General features: G+C 52.7%; 13 protein-coding genes. All 13 read left to right on the forward strand.

Annotated elements, in window-relative coordinates:
• Positions 1-474: 474 nt before the first annotated feature.
• Positions 475-1,113, forward strand: coding sequence for a hypothetical protein (locus CLFS41_RS03080; RefSeq protein ID WP_045091416.1), 639 nt, complete (start codon positions 475-477; stop codon positions 1,111-1,113).
• 251 nt (positions 1,114-1,364) lie between these two features.
• Complete coding sequence (locus CLFS41_RS03085; RefSeq protein ID WP_045091417.1) at positions 1,365-3,002, forward strand: ATP-binding cassette domain-containing protein; 1,638 nt, start codon at positions 1,365-1,367, stop codon at positions 3,000-3,002.
• 112 nt (positions 3,003-3,114) lie between these two features.
• A complete protein-coding gene (locus tag CLFS41_RS03090) occupies positions 3,115-5,256 on the forward strand; it encodes a YARHG domain-containing protein (protein ID WP_045091418.1) in 2,142 nt (713 codons plus the stop codon).
• 29 nt (positions 5,257-5,285) lie between these two features.
• Complete coding sequence (locus CLFS41_RS03095) at positions 5,286-5,771, forward strand: S-ribosylhomocysteine lyase (RefSeq protein WP_045091419.1); 486 nt, start codon at positions 5,286-5,288, stop codon at positions 5,769-5,771.
• 67 nt (positions 5,772-5,838) lie between these two features.
• On the forward strand, positions 5,839-6,594 hold the full coding sequence (locus CLFS41_RS03100) for an exodeoxyribonuclease III (protein WP_045091420.1): 756 nt from the start codon (positions 5,839-5,841) through the stop codon (positions 6,592-6,594).
• 30 nt (positions 6,595-6,624) lie between these two features.
• Positions 6,625-8,475 (forward strand): ABC-F family ATP-binding cassette domain-containing protein, encoded by a 1,851-nt coding sequence (locus CLFS41_RS03105; protein WP_045091421.1) that lies wholly within the window; start codon positions 6,625-6,627, stop codon positions 8,473-8,475.
• 79 nt (positions 8,476-8,554) lie between these two features.
• The gene (dgoD, locus tag CLFS41_RS03110) at positions 8,555-9,706 is read left to right on the forward strand and encodes a galactonate dehydratase (RefSeq protein ID WP_007862018.1); all 1,152 of its coding nucleotides are present in this window, start codon (positions 8,555-8,557) and stop codon (positions 9,704-9,706) included.
• A gap of 313 nt (positions 9,707-10,019) precedes the next feature.
• The gene (locus CLFS41_RS03115) at positions 10,020-12,083 is read left to right on the forward strand and encodes an alpha-amylase (RefSeq protein ID WP_152649000.1); all 2,064 of its coding nucleotides are present in this window, start codon (positions 10,020-10,022) and stop codon (positions 12,081-12,083) included.
• On the forward strand, positions 12,052-13,194 hold the full coding sequence (locus tag CLFS41_RS03120; RefSeq protein WP_007862011.1) for a M20/M25/M40 family metallo-hydrolase: 1,143 nt from the start codon (positions 12,052-12,054) through the stop codon (positions 13,192-13,194). The genes CLFS41_RS03115 and CLFS41_RS03120 overlap by 32 nt, the downstream gene beginning before the upstream one ends.
• 198 nt (positions 13,195-13,392) lie before the next feature.
• Positions 13,393-16,101 (forward strand): cation-translocating P-type ATPase, encoded by a 2,709-nt coding sequence (locus tag CLFS41_RS03125; protein WP_045091422.1) that lies wholly within the window; start codon positions 13,393-13,395, stop codon positions 16,099-16,101.
• A gap of 262 nt (positions 16,102-16,363) precedes the next feature.
• Positions 16,364-17,260 (forward strand): fumarylacetoacetate hydrolase family protein, encoded by an 897-nt coding sequence (locus CLFS41_RS03130; protein ID WP_045091423.1) that lies wholly within the window; start codon positions 16,364-16,366, stop codon positions 17,258-17,260.
• Positions 17,261-17,297: 37 nt separating this feature from the next.
• The gene (locus CLFS41_RS03135; RefSeq protein WP_007862008.1) at positions 17,298-17,762 is read left to right on the forward strand and encodes a methylglyoxal synthase; all 465 of its coding nucleotides are present in this window, start codon (positions 17,298-17,300) and stop codon (positions 17,760-17,762) included.
• 55 nt (positions 17,763-17,817) lie between these two features.
• Positions 17,818-20,377, forward strand: a 2,560-nt coding sequence (glgB, locus tag CLFS41_RS03140; RefSeq protein WP_045091424.1) for a 1,4-alpha-glucan branching protein GlgB, incomplete at its 3' end; no start/stop codon positions are given.

The raw sequence follows: 20,377 nt of genomic DNA on the forward strand, positions 1-20,377 counted from the left end.
TGCAGGTGGATTTTGTCTTACATTTATGCGGTCCTAAATTTATACGGATTGAAACAGGCAGCCACATAGGCATCTCCGGGTCTTTTGTAGGCGGCCGTAAAGTTAGGGCTGTCATGGAAAAGTTCAATGTTTCCTGTAAAACTCCCCGTGCATTTGGGCATACTTTATTTTAAGATGTACCAGGAGATTCCGAGAGTACATATAAGAAAGCAGGGAGGTGTCCGGATGGACTTATCGCCAAGATGCAAGATGATTATTATGCTGATGTATTTCCGGTTTCTGCCCGGGATTACAGTGTGCCGGCTGGCCGGCTGTTCGTTTGGGAAGGTGGTAAGAAAAACGCAGGATATGCGGTGCGGATAAAGGAAAAATAATAAAGGCTTAAGGGAAATTTCATTGAAATTTTTTAATGCAGGTGTTAAGCTTCATTAGTAATCTGGAGATTATACCATAAAGACGGGAGGAACAAATATTATGAAGAGACATTCATTGATCATAGCAGCGGCGGCCATAGCAGTATCGGCTGCACTGGCCACTGCGTGCACCAGGAAGCCGGCGGTGGAAACCGCGGAGACAGTGACCACCCAGTCGGCCGGCGAGGAGGAGACCACTAAGGCCCAGGAGACCACCACCCAGGCGGAGGAGACCACCCAGGCCCAGCCGGAACAAAAGGAGATGCACCACATGCTTCAGGGCACGGTCACCAAGGTGACCGGGGACGGTTCGGTATTTACCCTTCAGGCAGATGACGGAAAGGACTATGACATCAGGCAGTCTGAGATCCGGGATGTGGAGGTTGACATTAAAGAGGACGTTCATATCGCCATTGCATATATCGGGGAACCTCTGGGTGAGCTTAAGGATGTGATCCTGGTTGTGGCCCTGCCTGAACAGGAGGAGTGGAGCATTCTCACGGAGAAGGGTGTGACCACGGCCAATGCCATGAGCAGTTTTTCCATGAAGACCGATGACGGGCAGGAGCTCAGCTTTCTCAAGGACAACTGCCCCATTGAGGACGGCGCCCTGGCCGGGGACAGCGGGGATAAGGTAAGCGTTACCTATGTAAATTCCCAGGGTGTGAATTATCCGGTGGAGATCCGCTCAGCCAACTGATGGACCTGCGGATCACAGAGCCTATGGGGGATTAAAATCCACCCCTGGGCGGATCGGACAAAAGAAAGGGAATAAATGTATCAATTTGCGAAAAACCCTTGCAAAATAAGCATTTTCCCTGTACAATCTGATATTGAGTAAACAGCGTGAAAGAGGGGCCGGATATGACCCCTCTTTTGATGGACATAGTATTAATACCGTATCCCTAAGGGGTACAGCATTAAGATCAGATGTAAAGAAAGGGCAAGAACATGATTAGCACAAGCAACATATCCCTTCGTGTGGGCAAGAAGGCATTGTTTGAGGAAGTAAACATTAAATTTACCGAGGGCAACTGTTACGGACTGATTGGCGCCAATGGAGCGGGAAAGTCAACATTCTTAAGGATCCTGTCAGGTCAGCTGGAACCTACCAGCGGAGATGTGATCATCACTCCGGGGCAGCGTCTCTCCTTCCTGCAGCAGGACCATTTCAAATATGACCAGCATACGGTTCTGGATACGGTCATTATGGGAAATGCAAGACTGTATGAGATCATGAAGGAAAAAGAAGCCATCTATATGAAGGAAGATTTCACAGATGAGGATGGCATCAAGGCAGCCGAGCTGGAGGGGGAATTCGCCACCATGAACGGCTGGGAAGCTGAGTCCGATGCGGAGAGCCTGTTAAACGGCCTTGGCGTGGAGACAGAGATGCACTATGCGCAGATGGGCACCCTGTTAGGCGCACAGAAGGTAAAGGTACTTCTGGCACAGGCATTGTTCGGCAATCCGGACATCCTGCTCCTTGACGAGCCTACCAACCATTTGGACCTGGATGCCATTGCATGGCTGGAAGAGTTCCTGATCAACTTTGAGAACACCGTGATCGTGGTATCCCATGACCGTTATTTCTTAAATAAAGTATGTACCCAGATTGCGGACATTGACTATGGCAAGATCCAGCTGTTCGCAGGCAACTATGATTTCTGGGTGGAGTCCAGCCAGCTGATCGTAAAGCAGATGAAGGAAGCCAACCGCAAAAAGGAAGAGAAGATCAAAGAACTGCAGGAATTCATCCAGCGCTTCTCTGCCAATGCCTCCAAGTCCAAGCAGGCAACTTCACGTAAGCGCGCTCTGGAGAAGATCGAACTGGATAATATCAGGCCCTCCAGCCGTAAGTACCCCTATATTGATTTCAGGCCGTTCCGTGAGATTGGCAATGAGGTCCTCACCGTGGAGCATCTTTCCAAGACCATTGACGGTGAGAAGATCCTGGATGATATTTCCTTTATCCTGGGCCGGGAGGACAAGGTGGCCCTGGTGGGACCGAATGAGAGAGCAAAGACAGTCCTGTTTAAAATCCTGGCAGGAGAGATGGAGCCGGATGAGGGAAGCTACAAGTGGGGCCTTACCACATCCCAGTCCTATTTCCCCAAGGATAACAGCGCTGAGTTTGACAATGACGATACCATTGTGGAGTGGCTGACACAGTACTCTCCTGAGAAGGATGTGACCTATGTCCGCGGGTTCCTGGGCCGTATGCTGTTTGCCGGGGAAGACGGGGTGAAAAAGGTCAAGGTTCTTTCAGGAGGCGAGAAGGTGCGCTGCATGCTGTCCAAGATGATGATATCCGGCGCCAATGTTCTGCTGCTGGATGAGCCTACGGACCACCTGGATATGGAGTCCATTGATGCCCTTAACAGAGGCATGATCAAGTTTTCGGGTGTGATGATATTCTCCTCCCGTGACCACCAGATCGTACAGACAACAGCCAACCGTATCATGGAGATTGTAAGCGGCAAGCTCATTGACAAGATTACCACATATGATGAGTATCTTGACAGTGATGAGATGGCACGTAAGAGATTTACCTTTACCATTACTGAGAGTGAAGAGGCAGATGATTAATAAAAAGGGATGGGAGGCAGGATGGTTATCCTGCCCCTTTTCTGTTTTTCCATCGGACTGCGAAATTCAGCCAAAATGAAGGTGTCAGTGCGCTGGGAGGAAAGGAGCGCGTATGAGGAACAGGTATGTCAGGCGTGTGGCGGGACTGTGCGCCGCCGCCTTTGCGCTGTCATCGGCCGGCTGCGACATGGGCAGGGACAGGATCGGCCAGGAGGCCGCAGTCCAGGACCAGTCCGCGGACCAGGACCAGTCCGGGAACCAGGAGGATACAGGGGCATCCGCAGGGGAAAAGGAACCTGGGGACCGGGAAGTCCGGGAAACAGAGCCTGCTTTCCAGGTGGGAACATTGGGGGATGACTATCTCCTTCCCCATGCCGGGGAGCATGTGTACACCCAGGAGGAACTGTCCGGGATGACGGCAGAGGAACTGCGTTTGGCCAGGAACGAGATTTATGCGCGGCATGGGCGCAGGTTTAAGAGTGATGACCTGAACCGGTATTTTTCAGGTAAGTCCTGGTATCAGGGCACCACGGACCCTGACAGCTTTGACTCCGGGATCCTGAACCAGAATGAGAGGGATAACCTGAGGATGCTCCAGAAGGCGGAGGAGGGGAAGACCGTGTGCGTGATCCCCAAAATCGGCATGGAGGAATTTCCAAGGATCGATGGTTCCACGGCCACCCTTCCCCTGTCCCAGGCCATATACCGCATGGCTACCGGCGCCACGGAGCAGGAAGCCGAGGCTGCCGTGACCCATGGAAAGACCACTGCGGCGTGGATATCCCTGATCCGCGGCGGAGATGGGCAGGGATGGGGAGCGGATCTTGTGATCGCCTATGAGCCCGGCGACCGGGTGGACCAGGAACTGAAAGAAACCGGCGTAAAGATCATCAAAAAGCCCATTGGCAGGGATGCCCTGGTATTCCTGGCCAACAAGTCCAATCCGGTCCGGTCCCTTACCCGGGAACAGATGGTGGATATCTACTCCGGCACCATAAAAAACTGGAAAGATGTGGGCGGCAGGGATAAGGCCATACAGGCGTTTCAGCGCCCTGAGGATTCAGGAAGCCAGAATATGATGGATAAGCTGGTGATGAAGGGGAAAAAGATGGCGGATGCCCCCAGGGATTATGTGGTGAGTGAAATGGGAGAGCTTTTGGAGGAGGTTTCCTCCTATGATGACACCGGGGATGCCCTGGGCTATTCGGTGTATTATTACGCCAGGAACATGTACCAGAAGCCGGAGCTTACCTTTATGGGCATAGACGGCGTGATGCCTTCCAGTGAAACCATACGGGATGGCAGTTATCCCTATGTCAATGATTTTTATGCGGCCATAAGGGCGGATGAACCCAAGGATTCCAAGGCATACCAGCTCTTTGCGTGGCTTACCGGTGATGACGGACAGTCCCTGATAAACGGTCTTGGATATGTGGGCATCAAGGATGCATCCAAGGAACTGCCCCAGGAGCTTGGGGAATCCGGTGGGAAAGCAGAGTTTGATGCCTCCATACCGCTCCCTGAGGGAAATGTGATCCTGGCCTCGGGAAGTTATCTCTACGGGGAAAACGGGATTGCTGTGTTTGATTCCAGAATGCGCCTTCTGCAGTTCATGAGCCATGCCCAGATGTGGGATTCAGACCAGTTTATGGAGTGCAGCAGGGACGCGGTCATTTCCGTGTTAGACAGCCGGACGGGAGAGCACAGTGATTATTCCGTCAGGGAAAACCGTTTGATCGGCCGTACCCGGGATCAGAACGGGGATGGAGAGCCTTCCGTCTATGATCTTGTCACAACCTTTCCAGAGGACCATCCGCAGCTGCTTAAACAGTATGGCGTCACCCGGGAACAGGTTCGGACCTGTTATTACTGGGACAGCGCAGACCCTGTTATCTGCATTACAGGGGGAAATGCGGAGCACTACTATGATGCCTACGGCAGGTTTTTGCTGGACTTTGACATGGAGGGAAGAACAGAGGAAGAACTGCCTTACAGATATGTGGTCCCGGTGGATGAGCACACGGCCTATATAAGGCTGGACAGCCGGCAGGGGGAATCAGGCCCCATGGAGCCGGAATACAGGATATACCGGGATGGTATACTCTTTAAGGAACTGGCAGATGATCAGAATGGGGACATATATGATATCAGACCTGATTTTTATACCAGATCCAGCGGGAATTACCTGTATTTTTATAATTACCAGGATAAGCCCTGCGCCAAATTCCTGTATGGATATTATGGCAATGACTGACACTATCACTAATTTAGGAGGAATTTATCATGGACAAAATAACTAGCTTTACCATTGACCACAATAAACTGCAGCCCGGCATCTACGTATCCCGCAAGGATAAGGCGGGGGATGCCACGATCACCACCTTTGACCTTCGCATGACCTCCCCCAATGAGGAGCCGGTGATCCAGACAGCTGAGCTTCACACCATCGAGCACCTGGGGGCAACCTATCTTCGTATCCACAGCGGACAGGGGGAAAATGTCCTGTATTTTGGCCCCATGGGATGCAGGACCGGGTTCTACCTGCTGATGGCAGGTGATCTTGAATCAAGGGATATCCTTCCTATGATAACAAACACCTTTGAATATATCCGTGATTTTGAGGGCGAGGTGCCCGGAGCGTCCTCCAGGGACTGCGGCAACTACCTGGACATGAACCTGGGCATGGCCAAATATGTGGCAGATAAATATCTGGATGTCCTGTACCACATTGATGAATTTCCGGAGTCCAGACTTATATATCCGGAATAAGCGGACAGAGGATGATGACCCGGAACAAGGAAATGGAATGACTGCATGACAAGAAGGAGGTTATATAATGGCGAAATTGATTTCGTGGAATGTAAATGGGCTCAGAGCCTGCGTGGGAAAGGGGTTCCTGGATTTCTTCCAGGCTGTGGATGCGGATGTGTTCTGCATCCAGGAGAGCAAGCTGCAGGAGGGACAGATCGAACTGGACCTTCCCGGATATCACCAATACTGGAATTATGCGCGGAAAAAGGGATATTCCGGCACTGCCGTATTTACCAGGGAGGAGCCCATTTCCGTGGCATATGGGATCGGTATGGAGGAACACGATACCGAGGGGCGTGTCATAACGGCTGAGTTCCCGGAATACTACGTGGTTACCTGCTATACCCCCAACTCCCAGGACGGCCTTGCAAGATTGGACTACAGGATGAAATGGGAGGACGATTTCCTGTCCTATCTCAAAGGGCTGAAGAAGAACAAGCCGGTTATTTTCTGCGGGGACCTGAACGTGGCCCACAAGGAGATCGACCTTAAGAATCCTAAGACCAACCGGAAGAACGCGGGCTTTACCGATGAGGAGAGGGGAAAATTTACAGACCTTTTATCTGCCGGATTTATAGATACCTTCCGCTATTTCTACCCGGATATGGAGGGCATTTATTCCTGGTGGTCCTACCGTTTCAGTGCAAGAGCTAAAAATGCAGGGTGGCGCATTGACTATTTCTGCGTATCGGAATCCTTAAAGGACAGGCTGGTAAGCGCCTCCATCCACACGGATATCATGGGTTCCGACCATTGTCCCGTGGAACTGGTGGTCAATTAAAGCACAGCTTAAGGAAAAGGAACAATTCATATGAATCTGGTTACAATAGAACATTTATCAAAATCATATACGGAACGGCTGCTGTTTGACGACACGGCATTTTCCATCAACGAAGGGGAAAAGGTGGGCCTTATTGGGATCAACGGCACAGGAAAGTCCACCCTTCTCAAGATTGTGGCAGGGCTGGAAGAACCGGACGAAGGAACGGTGGTAAGAGGGAGGAACCTGTATATACGCTACCTGCCCCAGATACCGGAATTCACGGAAGGGGACACGGTCATAGAGAGCATCCTGCGGGACAATGCAGGGGAATCCCATTACAGCTCCAGGGAAGAAATGCAGGCAACGGCCAAGAGCATGCTCAATGAGCTGGGAATCCGGGACCATGACGCCAAGGTGGAGACCTTGTCGGGGGGACAGAGAAAGCGTGTGGCCCTTGCCGGCGTGCTGATGAGCCGGGCGGAGCTTTTGATCCTGGACGAGCCCACCAACCATCTGGACAGCGCCATGGCAGACTGGCTGGAGGAGTATCTGAAGAACTTCCGCGGCGCTCTTCTTATGATCACCCATGACAGATACTTTCTGGACAGCGTGGTAAACCGGATCGTGGAGCTGGACAAAGGAAAACTGTACAGCTACCAGGGAGGATACGAGTCCTTTCTGGGGCTGAAGGCAGACCGGCTGGAGATGGCGGAGGCCACGGAGCGCAAGCGCCAGACCATCCTGCGCAGGGAGATCGCGTGGATCCAGAGAGGGGCCAGGGCGCGGTCCACCAAACAGAAGGCCCATATACAGCGCTATGAGGACCTGCGGGACCAAAAGGGGCCGGAGTATGACAGGAATGTGGAGCTGGAGTCCATTGCCAGCCGCCTGGGCCGGACAACAGTTGAGGTGAGGGATCTTAGCAAGGCGTATGGGGACAAGGTGCTGATGAAGGATTTCACCTACATTTTCCTGAAAAGCGACCGTGTGGGGATCGTAGGACCCAATGGAAGCGGGAAGTCCACTCTGATGAAGATCATAGCCGGATGGGTAGAGCCTGATTCCGGTACGGTGGAAATTGGACAGACCGTGAAGATGGGGTATTTCTCACAGGAAAATGAGGCCATGGATGAGAGCCTGAAGGTGATCGACTATATTAAAAATGTGGCAGAGTATGTAAAGACAAAGGACGGCAGCATCAGCGCCAGCCAGATGCTGGAGCGTTTTTTATTTCCTTCCAGCATACAGTATACGACCATCAGCCGCCTGTCCGGCGGTGAGAGGCGCCGCCTTTACCTGCTGCGCATCCTGATGGAAGCCCCCAATGTGATCCTTCTGGATGAGCCGACCAATGACCTGGATATCCAGACACTGACCATACTGGAGGACTATCTGGATACATTTGCGGGCATTGTGATCACCGTATCCCATGACAGGTATTTCCTGGACCGTGTGGTAAACCGGATCTTTGCATTTGAGGGACAGGGGATTGTCACCCAATATGAGGGCGGTTTTACGGATTACCAGAAGGCCAGTCTGCAGCGGGGGGCAAATGCCCGGGACGCAGGGGACGGGAATGTGACCGGACAGGACCAGGAGGACACTGAGGCGTCCCAGGCAGTGAACCGGAACAACTGGAAAGACAGCCAGTCGGCCCCCAAGAAACTGAAGATGTCCTTTAAAGAGCAGCGGGACTGGGAAACCATAGAGGAGGAGATCGCCGGTCTGGAGGCGGGGTTGGAGGAACTGGAAAAGGAGATACTGGGAGCTGCCAGCAATTATACCCGTCTCAATGAACTGATGGCGAAAAAGGCTTCCACGGAAGCCCGGCTGGAGGAGAAGATGGACAGGTGGATGTATCTCAATGAACTGATGGAAAAGATCGAAGCGCAGAAATAGGAGTCTCCCGGGATTCCGGACGCAAAAATGAGAGCGGGGGGATCCGAGAGTACACAATAAGGTAAAGGGGGAATTTACTGTGAAAATCACTAGCATGAATCTATATCAGGTGCCGCCCAGGTGGCTGTTTCTGGAGATTGAGACAGACGAGGGGATAACCGGTTGGGGCGAACCTGTGATCGAGGGAAGGGCCTCCATTGTCAAAACAGCAGTGGAGGATTTCAGCGGATACCTGATAGGAAAAGATCCTTTAAGGATCGAGGACCATTGGCAGGTCATGTACAGGGGCGGGTTTTACAGGGGCGGCCCGGAGGTGATGAGCGCCATTGCCGGCATTGACCAGGCATTATGGGACATTAAGGGGAAATATTACAATGCCCCCATCTATGAACTGCTGGGAGGAAGATGCAGGGACAGGCTGAGGGTGTACAGCTGGATCGGCGGAGACAGGCCTGAGGATGTGCGGCAGGGAGCCCTGAAACTCTATGAGACAGGATGCACGGCAGTAAAGATGAATGGCACAGAGGAAATGCACTATGTGGACAGCTATGAGAAGATCCAGGAGGTGGTGAACCGGGTGGCCTCCATCAGGGAAGCCCTGGGATATAAGATGGACATTGGAGTGGATTTCCACGGACGTGTACATAAGACCATGGCAAAAGTTCTGGCCAAAGAGCTGGAACCCTTTAAATTGATGTTTATAGAGGAGCCAGTGCTTTCCCAGAACAATGAGGCCCTGCGGGAGATTGCCGGACATACATCCACACCCATTGCCACCGGTGAGCGGATGTTCAGCAGGTGGGAGTTTAAGAACCTGCTCATGGATGGTTATGTGGACATTATTCAGCCGGATCTGTCCCATGCGGGGGGAATCAGTGAGGTGAAGAAGATTGCCGCCATGGCGGAGGCCTTTGACGTTGCGGTGGCGCCCCACTGTCCGCTGGGGCCAATTGCCCTGGCTGCCTGCGTCCAGCTGGACGCCTGCACTCCCAATGTGTTTATTCAGGAGCAGAGTCTGGGAATCCACTATAATAAAGAAGGGGCGGACCTGCTGGATTATCTTGTGGACCCGAATGTATTCAGATTCCATGACGGATTCATTGATATTCCGGGCGGCCCCGGTCTTGGAATCCAGCTGAATAAAGAAAAGATAGTGGAAGCAGCCAGGATCGGGCATAACTGGAAGAACCCTGTATGGCGCAATTATGACGGGACCATGGCCGAGTGGTGATTCTAAAGCCGCCATCCGATGTGAAAATGGGTGGAGAACCGGACGTATAAGCAAGCTTAACGCCCGCCTTTGCACCCATTTTCCCGCCTTTCTGAACTGTTACCCTCAGTGGACAAGGGGGATATACGCCCTTGTCCGCTGAGGGTACCTTTATTCTATGCAGTATAGAAGAACGATATAAGATGAAACCCGCTGTTTTGTTGACAAAGGGACAAAGTGAATATATACTTTTGTTATCGTGCATCATTATTTTTAGCGGATAATACCCTCAGCGGACAAGTGCACAGACAGTTAAGGAAAGGCGGTAGCTGATATGAAGGAGAGCTTTCAGATAGACAGGTCGGATGGGAAAATATACGCAATGGGTGTGACTGCTGTTGCCGGAGGCATGCATTTTTCCTTTGCATCCAAAGGCGCTCACTGTGCCCTTCTTCTGTTCAAAAAAGGTGCTGACACGCCTTTGGCAAGGATCGGGTTTCAGGATTCCATGAGGACGGGGGATGTGTGGAGCGTTACTGTTCTGGGGGATTTTGACGGACTGGAATATGTCTATGAGGTGGATGGTCTGGAGGTCCCGGATCCCTATGGAACGCGGTTTACCGGCAAGGAACATTGGGGAAGTATGGAGCGCCTGGGAAAACCGGTGCGCACCCCGGTGGAGGGAACGGATGGGACCTATGACTGGGAGGAAGACCGGCTTCCGCAGATCCCTTATGAGGAATGCATTATCTACCGCATCCATCCAAGGGGATTTACAAAACATCCGTCCTCAGGAGTGGAGCAGGCAAAGAGGGGAACCTTTGCAGGTATTGTGGACAAGATCCCATATCTTAAGGAGCTGGGAGTCACCACCCTGGAGATCATGCCTCCTGTGGAATTTGAGGAGATCATCATGCCTGAGCGTGGGGACAGCCCCTTTGGGCCGGAAAAGCCGGACGGCAGGCTGAATTACTGGGGGTACGGCCGCGGTTATTCCTTTGCACCCAAAAGCTCCTACTGCAGCGGCGCCGTGAAGCAGCCCATAAAGGAATTTAAGGATATGGTTAAGGCTCTGCACAAAGCAGGGCTGGAGCTGGTGATGGAACTGTTTTTTGACGGCAGGGAGGCGCCGTCCCATGTGCTGGATGCGGTTCGCTACTGGGCCCAGGAATACCATGTGGACGGCGTCCATCTGGTGGGATCCGCTCCTTTAAAACTGCTGGGAGAAGATCCGTATCTGAGCAGGCTTAAGCTGTTTGCAGCAGGCTGGGATGGGGTGGAGCCGGGGGATGGAAAGCATTTGGCCCAGTATAATGACGGGTTTATGATGGACATGCGGGGATTCCTGAAAGGGGATGAGGGCCATATGAACCATCTGGCCTACCACACCCGCAACAATCCGGAAAAGGTGGGGGTCATCAATTACATGGCCAATACCAATGGATTCACCATGATGGACATGGTGTCCTACGACAGGAAACACAATGAGGCCAATGGGGAGGACAACCGGGACGGGACAGACTATAACCTGTCCTGGAACTGCGGCGAGGAAGGCCCCAGCAGGAAAAAGCGGATCGTGCAGATGCGGAGAAAGCAGCTGCGCAATGCCATGGTTCTTTTGTTCCTGAGCCAGGGCACGCCCCTTCTTATGGCAGGGGATGAGTTCGGACGGACTAAAAAGGGGAATAACAATTCCTACTGTCAGGACAATGAGATCTCCTGGGTTAACTGGAAGCTGCAGGATACCAACCGCGGCCTGTACCAGTTTGCCAGGTCCCTGATTGCTTTCAGAAAAGAGCATCCCATCTTCCACATGCCGAAGGAACCCGCTCTGCTGGACTATAATTCCGTGGGCCTGCCGGACGTGTCTTATCACGGCTTAAAGACATGGTGCCCCATGTTTGATAATTACTGCAGGCAGCTTGGAATCCTGTACTGCGGAAAGTATGGGAAAAAGGATGGGGCAGAGGACAATTATTTTTATGTGGCGTACAACATGTACTGGGAGCCATGTGAATTTGCCCTGCCAAATCTTCCTAAGGAACTTAAATGGTATGTGGCGCTGAATACGGATTCGGAACAGGGGATCTACCCCGAGGGCAGCGAGGCATTGCCGGACAGCCAGAAGCGCATGATGGTCATGGCCAGAAGCATCGTGGTGCTCATTGGCCGGGAGGGCGGCGACAGCCCGGACGGAACAAAGGAAATGCCGGATGCCGGGGCGGGAACAAAGCCCGGCGCAAAGCCAGGAGCAAAGTCAGGCGCAAAGCCCAAAGCAGAGCCAGGAACAAAGACAGGCGCAGGCCAGGGGACAGCTGCCGGAAAGGGCAGGAAAAGGTCAGGAAATACGAAGGGAGCAGATCACCATGTTAAATCAGGAAATACTCAGTTACATTGAAGCCCACAGCCAGGAGGCATATGAACTTCTGCTGACCCTGGCCAGGATCCCGGCGCCCTCCAACCATGAGGAGAAGCGGGCTGAATTTTGCAGGGACTGGCTGGCTGCCCAGGGCGCCCGGGGCGTGTATGTGGATGAGGCCCTCAATGTGGTATATCCCGTGGAGGCAGAGGGACCGGTAGAGGTCTATATGGCCCACACAGACGTGGTGTTTCCCGATACCCGGGAGCTTCCCCTAACGGTGGAAAACGGACGGATCTGCTGCCCCGGCGTGGGTGATGATACAGCCTGCCTGGTATGTCTTCTCATGGCTGCCAAGTATATTGCGGCCCATGTGGGAAAGCCTGAATGGGATGCGCTGCGCGGACAGGGAAAACCGGGACTGGTGCTGGTTTGCAATGCAGGCGAGGAGGGCCTTGGGAATCTGAAGGGCGTAAGAAAGATCTGTGAAACCTATGGAACAAGGATGGAATCCTTTTGTACCTTTGACAGTTCCCTGGATAAGATCGTAAACCAGGCTGTGGGCTCCAAGCGCTTTAAGGTGACGGTGTCCACCCGGGGAGGACATTCCTTCAGCGATTTTGGACAGGACAATGCCATTGCAAAGCTGGCGGGAATTGTGGTAAGGCTGTATGAGATCCAGGTTCCCGAGGGTCCGAGGACCACCTATAACGTGGGGCTCATATCCGGCGGCACTTCGGTAAATACCATTGCGCAGCAGGCGGAAGTGCTGTACGAGGTACGCTCCGAATCCAGGGAGAGCCTGGAGCTTATGGAAGGAAGGTTTACGTCCATCATTGAACAGGCAAGAGCGGAGGGACTGGATGTGTCCGTTGAGGTGATCGGCGTCAGGCCCTGCGGCGGTGATGTGGATCCGGATAAGGAGAAGGCATTGACAGACAGGGCCATGGAGGTGGTGCGCCAGGCCACGGGCAGTATGCCCAGGCGCGGTTCCGGCTCCACGGACTGCAACATTCCCCTTTCCCTGGGCATTCCCAGCGTATGCGTGGGATGCTATCGCGGGGAGGGCGCCCACACAAGGAGCGAGTATGTGGAGATCGATTCCCTGAAGCAGGGCTACCAGGTGGCTTTTGGTATGATCCTTGGGTGAGATGGGGAAGGCATTTTCTCCCTTTAACAGTGCCCTGCGCCCGTGAGATCCGCACAGTTGTGTACCAGTCATAATGATAATTTCCCCTACATAGATTTAGAGTGGGTACTCTTATGGAGTGCTCCCGGGAACCTGCAGGTTTCCGGGGGCATTTTTGTATCCTTATGTAATGCAGTACCAGGAAGAGGGGAGAGACAGATGGCAGATTGGTTTGAACTGTCAGAGACAGATGTGTTAGACGGCCTTGGCACGGGAAGGCAGGGGATCGGTGAGGACGAGGCTGAAAAAAGGCTTGGGACATATGGGGAAAATGTACTGCAGGAGAACGGAAAGCTTCAGTGGTGGCAGGTGTTCCTCTCCCAGTTTAAGGACCTGCTGGTCATTATCCTGATTGCAGCGGCAGCGGTTTCCATGCTGACCGGTGATCCCGAAAGCGCCATGGTCATATTTGCGGTTCTTCTTCTCAACGCGGTGCTGGGGACGGTCCAGCACCAGAAGGCGGAGAAGTCCTTGGACAGCTTAAAGCAGCTGTCTTCACCGGAAGCCAGGGTCATAAGGGAGGGCTTATTATGCATCATCCCATCATCCATGGTGGTCCCCGGGGACATCCTTATGCTGGAGACCGGTGATCTGGTGGCGGCGGACGGGCGCCTTCTGGAGGTCCATGGATTTACGGTCAATGAGAGTTCCCTGACCGGGGAATCGCTGAGTGTGGAAAAGCATACCAGGGGAATTAAGAGCCAGGGCGGCGCAGTGGCTCTTGCGGACAGGACCAATATGGTCTTTTCCGGCTCCCTGGTGACTTCCGGAAGGGCCATGGCCGTGGTTACCGCCACGGGAATGGGCACGGAGATCGGAAAGATCGCCTCTCTGATGAATGACACCAAAGAGCAGAAGACGCCTCTCCAGGTGAGCCTGGACCGGTTTTCCGGCCGCCTTGCCATTGCTATCATAGCCATCTGCGGCCTGGTATTCCTTCTCAGCCTGTACCGCAGGGAGCCGGTGCTGGATGCCCTTATGTTTGCAGTGGCTCTGGCAGTGGCAGCGATTCCCGAGGCATTAAGCTCCATTGTGACCATTGTACAGGCAATGGGGACCCAGAAGATGGCAAAGGAGCAGGCCATCATCAAGGATCTGAAGGCGGTGGAAAGCCTGGGATGCGTCTCTGTTATCTGCTCCGATAAAACAGGAACCCTGACCCAGAACAGGATGGATGTGGAGAAGGTTTATGTAAACCATACGGAGCAGGAGGTCAGATGGCTTGAAAAGAACAAGGCCAGGACCGATGTGAAAATGCTCCTGTACGGAGCCATGCTTAACAACAATGCATCCACTGGCAGCAGCCAGGACGAGGGGGATCCCATGGAGATAGCGCTGCTGCATATGGCCAGGGAAGCGGGTATGATACCGGAGCAGATACGGATGATGAGTCCCAGAAGGAGGGAAATCCCGTTTGACTCAGCCAGAAAGCTTATGACCACGGTCAATGAAGTTGAGGGTACGGATCTGATCTTTGTAAAAGGGGCGGTGGATGTGCTTTTAAAAAAGTGTACCAGGCTGGCCAATCCGGCGTCATCTTTCCCGGGCGAGGAGGGGGGCGCGGGCACGGGATCAAGTAACCCGGGAGGCGGCACCCCGGGCGGACCAATGGAAGCGCCAAACCCGGTTCCTTCCCGTATCCTGTCCTCCTCGGACCGTCAGAAGATTATGAACCAGAACGGGTCCTGGTCCTCTAAGGGCCTGCGGGTCCTGGCCCTGGCCTGCCGTCCCTACCAGTCGGCCAAAAAGAATGGGGAAGAGGAGGAGCTTATCTTTCTTGGCCTTGTGGCCATGATGGATCCTCCCAGACCGGAATCCAGGTCGGCAGTGGCCAGCGCCCGCCAGGCAGGGATCCGCCCGGTGATGATCACAGGGGACCACAAGGTGACAGCCATGGCCATAGCGGAACGGATCGGCATCCTGAACCCCGGTGACATGGCGGCCACGGGGGCGGAACTGGATCAGATGGGGGATGAGGATCTAAACCGCAGGCTGGAACATATTTCCGTGTATGCCAGGGTATCCCCTGAACATAAGATACGTATTGTAAATGCCTGGCAGGGGCGCGGACATATCGTGGCCATGACCGGTGATGGGGTAAATGATGCCCCGGCCTTAAAAAAGGCGGATATCGGCGTGGCCATGGGGATTACGGGAACAGAGGTATCCAAGGACGCGGCTTCCATGATCCTGGCGGACGATAACTTTGCGACCATCATCAAGGCGGTAGCCAATGGAAGAAATGTATACCGTAATATAAAAAATGCCATCCAGTTTCTGCTGTCCGGCAATATGGCAGGTATCCTGTGTGTGCTCTACACCTCGCTTTTGGCCCTGCCGCTGCCGTTTGCGCCGGTGCATTTGCTGTTCATCAACCTGATCACGGATTCCCTTCCGGCAATCGCCATCGGCATGGAGCCGCCGGAGGAAGGGCTGTTAAAGGAACCTCCCAGGAATCCCAAGGAAGGCATACTTACCATGTCCTTTATCCGGGATATCCTGGTCCAGGGCGGCCTTATAGCAGCGGCCACCATGTGGGCGTACACCACAGGACTCCATGAGGGGGGGCCGGGAAGAGCCTGCACCATGGCTTTTTCCACCCTTACACTGGCCCGTCTGTTCCATGGATTTAACTGCAGGAGTGCCCATTCCATTATCCGGCTGGGGCTGGGAAGCAACCTGTACAGTGTGATGGCGTTCCAGCTGGGGGTTGTCCTGCTTGCAGCGGTCCTTTTTGTGCCGGGCCTGCAGATCATGTTCGCGGCAGCGGATCTGAGTCTGAGCCAGCTTTCCACCATTGTGGCGGCCGCGTTCCTGCCAACTTTGGTGATCCAGATCCATAAAATCTTAAAGGAATCCATCAGTTAATTAAGTTCCGATTCCTGAAATAATAGCAAAATCGTAGAAAAGTTGGTAAAAATGTGGTAGAGTAATCCTAGAGCGTGTTTGAAAATCCATTCCCGCAATGTGTGACGCACAGCTGTCAGAAAGAAATTTTCAGGCACGCTCTCGAAACAACTCCAGCAGGGCTGTCAGTCTTCTGGGCGGACATGGTACATGGTGGTTTGCACGGCTTTAACGGTCCGCCAAAGGCGCCGCAGCATTATGATGGGAGAATCAGGAGGGCATAATGAGACTTGTAACATACGAAATTGAACACAAATCCGGACTTGGTGTGATCAGCAGAGACGGCAGATGGATCTATCCCCTGGCATCGCTGGATATGGATTATAAGACCATGCAGGACCTGATCGAGAATATCAGTGATTCGGAGAAACAGCTGCTGGAGTATGCGTCCGGACAGGATCCCTATAAGATAAGGGGAGCCGCGCCCATAGATGAAGTACGGCTTCAGGCGCCGATCCCTTACCCCAGACAGGATGTGATCTGCCTGGGCATTAACTACATGGCCCATGCGGAGGAATCAGCCCGCTATAAAAAAGAAGAATTTGGAGGGGAAAGACCCTATGCCATCTATTTTTCAAAGAGGGTGAATAAGGCAACGGCTCCCGGCGAGGGGATCCCCAGCCACAAGAATATTGTGAATGACCTGGATTATGAGGCGGAGCTGGCAGTCATTATTGGAAAGAGAGCTGCCAATGTACCTGCCGAGGAGGTAAGGGATCATATATTTGGTTACACGATCATCAATGATGTCAGCGCCAGAACCCTTCAGACACAGCACAAGCAGTGGTATTTCGGCAAGAGCCTGGACGGATTTCTGCCCATGGGACCCTGCATCTCCACTGTGGACGAGCTGGCTTATCCCCCCCATGTACAGGTACAGTCCAGGGTAAACGGTGAACTGCGCCAGGACAGCAACACGGAACTTTTAATATTTGATATTGACCACATTGTCAGTGAGCTGTCACAGGGCATGACACTGCAGCCCGGGACCATCATTGCCACAGGCACGCCGGCCGGAGTGGGCATGGGCTTTAACCCGCCCAAGTTCTTAAAACCGGGGGATGTGGTGGAGTGCACCATTGAGGGCATCGGAACCATTGCCAATCAGGTAGTGGATTAAAGTATGTCTGAAGCGCGACAAAAAGGAGAACATGACTATGGATTATTTACCAATGACAATACGCAAACAAAAGAATATAGCCCTGATCGCCCACGACCAGAAAAAGAAGGAGCTGATCAGCTGGTGTAATGAGCACAAGGATATCCTGTCAAAGCATTTCCTGTGCGGAACAGGTACCACGGCCCGTATGATCACGGACAATACCGATCTCCCTGTAAAGGGATACAACAGTGGTCCTCTGGGCGGCGACCAGCAGATAGGAGCAAAGATCGTGGAGGGGAAAATTGACTTTGTAATCTTTTTTTCCGATCCTTTGACAGCACAGCCCCACGATCCTGATGTGAAGGCATTGCTGCGGATCGCCCAGGTTTATGATATTCCCATTGCCAATAATAAAGCAAGCGCGGATTTTATGATCACCTCTCCTCTTATGGATGAAGAATATGAGCATGATGTGGTGAATTTTAAGCAGAATATAACTGAGAGGGCAAACACGCTGTAGTATTGCCTGAAGCCGTGGCCAAACGGCAGATTAAGCAGATAAGGGGGCACATATTATGGAACAGAACTTATACGATTTGATGGATTGGGCGGGAATAGAGGAACTGGTGTATTCAGAATCCTCCAATCCCCACGGTATGCTGGGGCCCCATTTGACGGAATCCGGGCTGTTGATCCAGGCATTGATCCCAACAGCGGCGGAGATAACCGTAAAGATTTCATCCACCGGAAAGAAATATTCCATGGAAATGGCTGATGATGCCGGATTTTTTGCAGTGCTGGTGCCCAGAAAGAGCCTGGTGCCCTATACGCTGCTTGTGACGTATGACAATGGTACAAAGGAAGAACTCCAGGATCCATACGCATTTGGGGCCCAGTATACACAGGAAGACTTAAAGAAATTTGAAGCAGGCAACCATTATTCCATCTACGATAAGATGGGGGCGCATCCCATGACCATTAACGGTGTGTCAGGCGTGTATTTTTCCGTATGGGCGCCCTGTGCCATGCGCGTCAGTGTGGTAGGCGATTTCAACCTCTGGGATGGAAGGCGCCATCAGATGCGCCGAGTGGGCGAAGGAGAGGGCAGTGTATTTGAGCTGTTCATACCCGGTCTGGAGACGGGAGCAATCTACAAATATGAGATCAAGACAAAGGCCGGCCTGCCCATGCTGAAAGCGGATCCCTATGGAAATTACAGTGAGCTGCGCCCCAACAATGCATCTGTTGTATGGGACATCAACCAGTATCAGTGGAATGACAGGGAGTGGATGGACAAGCGGGCTAAAACAGATACAAAGGACAAGCCCCTGAATATTTACGAGGTCCATCTTGGTTCCTGGATCAGGAAGGATACTGCAAAGGATGAGTTAGGGGAAAATGTTGTGGGCTCCGAGTTCTATAATTACAGGGAGATCGCAGTTCGCCTGGCGGAATATGTAAAGGAAATGGGTTACACCCATGTGGAGCTGATGCCGGTGATGGAGCATCCCCTGGATGAGTCCTGGGGATATCAGGTGACCGGATACTATTGTCCGACCAGCCGCTATGGGACACCGGATGACTTTATGTATTTTATGGATTATATGCATGGACAGGGTATTGGAGTCATATTAGACTGGGTACCGGCCCATTTTCCGCGTGATGCTTATGGAATGGCTGCATTTGACGGCACATGCGTGTATGAGCATATGGATCCGCGCAAAGGTGCACATCCACACTGGGGGACCCTGATCTACAATTATGGCCGCCCCGGCGTGTCCAATTTCCTCATAGCCAATGCACTGTTCTGGACGGAAAAATACCATGTTGATGGAATCCGCATGGATGCAGTGGCTTCCATGCTGTATCTGGACTATGGAAAGAATGACGGGGAATGGGTGCCCAATCTATATGGGGGCAATGAGAACCTGGAGGCTATGGAATTCCTGAGACACTTGAATACAGTATACAGAGAGCGGGGAAATGGCGCGGTCATTATAGCCGAGGAGTCCACGGCATGGCCTAAGATAACAGGCAATCCAAAGGACGGCGGACTTGGATTTGATTATAAATGGAACATGGGCTGGATGAACGATTTTACCAACTATATGCACTGCGATCCGTTTTTCAGGAAGAACAATTATGGGGAGCTGACATTTTCCATGCTGTATGCGTACAGCGAGGACTTTGTCCTGGTATTCTCCCATGACGAGGTGGTGCACGGAAAAGGTTCCATGATTGGCAAAATGCCAGGAGATACCCTGGAAAAACAAGCGGAAAACCTGCGTGTTGCCTATGCATTTATGATGGGACATCCAGGCAAGAAGCTGCTGTTTATGGGACAGGAGTACGCCCAGCTGAGAGAGTGGAACGAGGGCGCTTCCCTGGATTGGGATCTGCTTGAGGTTCCTGTGCACAAGAACATGCGGGATTATGTGAAGGCTTTGAACCGGCTGTATCTGGAGCATCCCGCCCTGTATGAGACTGATTATGACCCGGATGGCTTTGAGTGGATCAACTGCAGCTATCAGGAAGAGAGCATGGTCATGTTTACCCGCAGAAGCAAGGATTCAGGGGAAACCCTGCTGCTGGTGTGCAACTTTGACAATGTGGACCATGAAAAATTCCGCGTAGGCGTACCCTTTGAAGGCAAATATAAAGAAATTTTCAACAGTGATGCAAAGGAGTTCGGCGGCACAGGCAAGGTCAATGGCCGTGTCAAGATTTCCAAGAAGGTGGAGTGGGACGAGAAGGAAAATTCCATCGAAATCCACATTGCTCCCATGAGCGTCAGCATCTATACCTGTACACCGGAACCAAAGGCAAAGAAAGCGGACACTGGGAAGACGGATACCGGGAAAATGAGTGCCGGGAAAGCAAGTGCCGGGAAAACAAGCGCTGGTAAGACAAGTACCGGGAAAATATCTGGAAAAAAGGTGGAGGCAGTAAAGGGGGAGCAGGCTGTCCAAACGGTTGTCCCGGAAAATGCGAAACCGGCTTCCAAGGAAACTGCTCCGGTAAAAGAGAAGCCGGGGGACCTTCCTGAGAAGAAGGAGGAAGTGAAAAGACTGACCACCTCCAAGACGGAGCCAAAGCAGATATCCACTAAAAAGACCGAGGCCAAGCAGATATCCA

The organism is Clostridium sp. FS41, assembly GCF_000954015.1.
GTDB classification, from domain to species: Bacteria; Bacillota; Clostridia; order Lachnospirales; family Lachnospiraceae; genus Enterocloster; species Enterocloster citroniae.